Here is a 2,881-nt window from a genome sequence, read left to right as displayed (position 1 = left end):
GCGCCCACTTGATCACCGCTCCCTTGCGCTCGCGCAAGAAGTGCCACGGCACGATGTTGGAATGGTGCTCCATGATCGAGAGGATGATCTCGTCCCCCTCCCCGATCGCCATGCGCCCGAACGAATCCGCGACGAGGTTGTAGGCTTCCGTGGCAGACTTGGTGAAGACGATCTCGTTCACGGATTCCGCATTCAGAAATTCCCGAACGCTCTCGCGCGCCGCCTCGAATGCCTCCGTCGCGGCATTCGCCATGTAGTGCAGGCCGCGATGCACGTTCGCGTAGCCGGTCTCCATGGTGTTGACCATTGCATCGATCACCGCGCGCGGCTTCTGAGCCGACGCGGCGTTGTCGAGATAGACGAGCGGCTTGCCGTACACCTGCTGCGACAGAATCGGAAACTGGGCCCGAATTGCCTCGACGTCGTAAGGGGCTGCGAAAGGTGCGTTCATAATTGAGCCTTCATCCCGTCAGCGTCATACCCGGCCTCTGTTCATCGCAGACGTAAGGCAAGGTTGGCCGGACCCAAGTCCGGCCATGACATAGGCGTTACCCCCGCGCGTGCAGCCAATTCTCTACGACGCCGATCAGCGCTTCGCGGGCGTCGTCGTTTTCGACGACCTCGATCGCTTCGCCCAAGAACGCCTGAATCAGAAGGCTTTCGGCCTCCTTCTTCGGCAGGCCACGCGCCATCAGGTAGAACAGGAGGTCGTCGTCGAGCTGCCCACACGTGGCTCCGTGCGCGCATTGCACATCGTCAGCGAAGATTTCGAGTTCCGGCTTGTTGTTCATCGCGCTTCCCTCAGAGAGGAGCAACGCGGCGGACATCATACGGCCATCCGTTTTCTGAGCATGATGCGGAACGATGATCTTGCCCTGAAAGACGCCGGTGCCTTCGTCATCGACCACGGTCTTGAAAAGCTCGCGGCTTTCGCAATTGGGAGCGCCATGCTCGGCGACGAGCGTCGTATCGCCGTGCTCACGACCATTCAGCATCGTCGCACCATTGATCTGCGCCTTCGTATTCTCGCCGCTGAAGAGCGCGAAAATCTGATGGCGAGAAACAGCGGCCCCTGCGGTTACGTTGAGAGTCTTGAGCGAGACATCCGAACCGAGTTTCACCGCCACGGTGGACAGCGCGAGCGTCTGGTCACCTTCGGCATTCAACCGGATGTGGTTGACCTGGGCGTGATCCCCGACGAGAAGTTCCACCACATCGTTGGGCTGGTGGGCCGCGCCATTGGTGCTTTCATGCGTCTCGAAGAGCGTCGCCGAGGCGTTCTGCTCGACGATGACAAGCACACGGGTCGCCGTTGCCACCGGACTCGTGCTCGACGTGACGAAGCGCAGATGAACCGGCTTCTCGACGTCGCCCCAAAGACGCAGCATCACGCCATCGGCCATGAACGCGGAGTTCAACTGGTAGACGGGGTTCTTGCGCGCCCATTCGATCGGGCTGAGTTTGTTGAGCCATTCGTGGCCATTCGCCAAAGCATCGGTCAGCGGCACGACCTCGATGCCTTCGGGCAACTTGCCGAGGTCGAGAGTTTCGCGCACGAGATGACCGTTGACGAAGGAAATCTCCAGCGCGTCGACGCCGCTCAACGCTTTCGCGTTCTGCAACGCCGTCTTGGCCTCCTGTGCGGACGGTGCGGGCGCAAAGGGGGCGACTTCGCGCATCAGAGCGCGAAGGTCGGTGTACTTGAATTCCTCGACGCGGCGATGAGGCAATCCGCGCTCGGCAAAGAGCTCGAACGCCTGGGCGCGCGATTCCGCGGCGCCGGGAAGCGTCGTCTTCACGCTTTCGAACGCTTGCACCAGCGCCGTTTCCGCGGGTGTCTTCATCAACGTGATCTCAGCCATGTCAGGCGGCCTCGCTCTGCCTGTAATCCGCATAGCCGTTGGCTTCGAGTTCGAGCGCCAATTCCTTACCGCCCGATTTCACGATGCGTCCGGCCGACATCACATGCACGGTGTCCGGCACGATGTGGTTCAGCAGGCGCTGATAGTGGGTGATGACGAGGAAGGAACGTTCCGGCGAACGCAGTGCGTTCACGCCCTCGGACACGATACGCAACGCATCGATGTCGAGGCCGGAATCGGTCTCGTCGAGAATGCAGAAGGACGGCTGCAGCAACGCCATCTGCAGAATTTCCATGCGCTTCTTCTCGCCGCCGGAGAACCCGACATTGAGCGCGCGCTTCAGCATATCCTTTGGGATCTCGAGCTGAGTCGCAGCCGCGTTGACGCGCTTGATGAAGTCGGGCGTCGTCAGCTCGCTCTCGCCTCGCGCCTTGCGCTGCGCGTTGAGCGTGGCCTTGAGGAAGGTCATCGACGCGACGCCCGGAATTTCCAGCGGATACTGGAATGCCAGGAACACGCCGGCGGCGGCGCGTTGATCAGGCTCCATCTCCAGCAGGTTTTCCCCGTCGAGCAGGATCTCGCCGTCGAGGACTTCGTAGTCCGACTTGCCGGCGATGACGTAGGACAGGGTCGATTTACCCGATCCGTTGGGTCCCATGATGGCAGCGATCTCACCCTTGTTGACGGTCAGGTTGAGCCCGTTGAGGATCACCTTGTCCTCGATCTGGACCACGAGGTTTTTGATTTCGAGCATTTTGAATTCCATTCGTTTCGCAATGGACGGCCGGATCGCATCCAGCCATGACGGGCATCGAGCCCTAACGCCACACCCAGGCCTGCCCCGGACATCCACGCCTTGTTCCTGAATTAACCGACGCTGCCTTCGAGGGAGATCGAGATCAGCTTTTGGGCTTCAACGGCGAACTCCATCGGGAGGTGCTGCAGCACATCCTTCACGAAACCGTTGACGATCAGAGCCGTCGCCTCCTCGGCCGAAAGGCCGCGCTGCTGGCAATAGA

Annotated in this window: 3 protein-coding genes and 1 pseudogene; all 4 read right to left on the bottom strand. The window is 60.8% G+C overall.

The window, feature by feature from the left end:
- Positions 1 to 451, bottom strand: a 451-nt coding sequence (locus AC1DT3_RS16915; protein WP_477466399.1) for an aminotransferase class V-fold PLP-dependent enzyme, incomplete at its 3' end; no start/stop codon positions are given.
- 97 nt (positions 452 to 548) lie between these two features.
- Positions 549 to 1,862 carry a Fe-S cluster assembly protein SufD gene (gene sufD / locus AC1DT3_RS16910; protein ID WP_477466398.1) on the bottom strand — a complete coding sequence of 438 codons (1,314 nt, stop codon included), beginning with the start codon at positions 1,860 to 1,862 and terminating at the stop codon, positions 549 to 551.
- A 1-nt stretch (position 1,863) separates the two neighbouring features.
- Positions 1,864 to 2,616, bottom strand: a complete 753-nt coding sequence (gene sufC, locus AC1DT3_RS16905) for a Fe-S cluster assembly ATPase SufC (protein ID WP_477466397.1) — start codon at positions 2,614 to 2,616, stop codon at positions 1,864 to 1,866.
- A 113-nt stretch (positions 2,617 to 2,729) separates the two neighbouring features.
- A pseudogene (locus AC1DT3_RS16900) lies at positions 2,730 to 2,881 on the bottom strand (Fe-S cluster assembly protein SufB); the annotation flags it as partial.

The sequence above is a fragment of the Microvirga sp. P4_G7 genome (assembly GCF_056401005.1).
Note: the sequence above shows the minus strand (reverse complement) of the source record. Positions and strands in the feature narration are given on the sequence as shown.